This is a genomic window from Pseudomonas sp. FA-1 (genome assembly GCF_056856075.1).
In genome coordinates this window covers 1-257 of the sequence record NZ_JBWXTH010000062.1, presented here as the reverse complement: position 1 = coordinate 257, position 257 = coordinate 1, and the positions used below count along the sequence as shown (strand labels likewise).

Sequence of the window (257 nt, the reverse complement as noted above, 5' to 3'; positions counted from 1 at the left end):
GCGGACCGTGTCGCGCGATATGTTGAAATGCTTCGCTGCCTCGCGCTGGCTCATGCCTTCAGCACACGCCAGACGAACCCTCAGGTAAAGTTCCACGGTGTAAATCCCTCATCCCCCCCCGCCAGCATCGCGAAAAGGAAAAAAGTGGACGACTTTTACGCCGCCCGCAGCAGCACTTCGCCGCCGCTACCGTGGTCTAACTTTGCACCGCCGTTCTCAGCCATCCGCCCTAAGGTCTACGATCGACGCAAGACCAA

At 59.1% G+C, this 257-nt stretch carries 1 protein-coding gene; it reads right to left on the bottom strand.

Going from position 1 to position 257, the window contains the following annotated elements; genetic code table 11:
* Nucleotides 1-96, bottom strand: a 96-nt coding sequence (locus AC1MHZ_RS23475) for a helix-turn-helix domain-containing protein (protein ID WP_482967022.1), incomplete at its 3' end; no start/stop codon positions are given.
* Between the last annotated feature and the right edge of the window lie 161 nt (nt 97-257).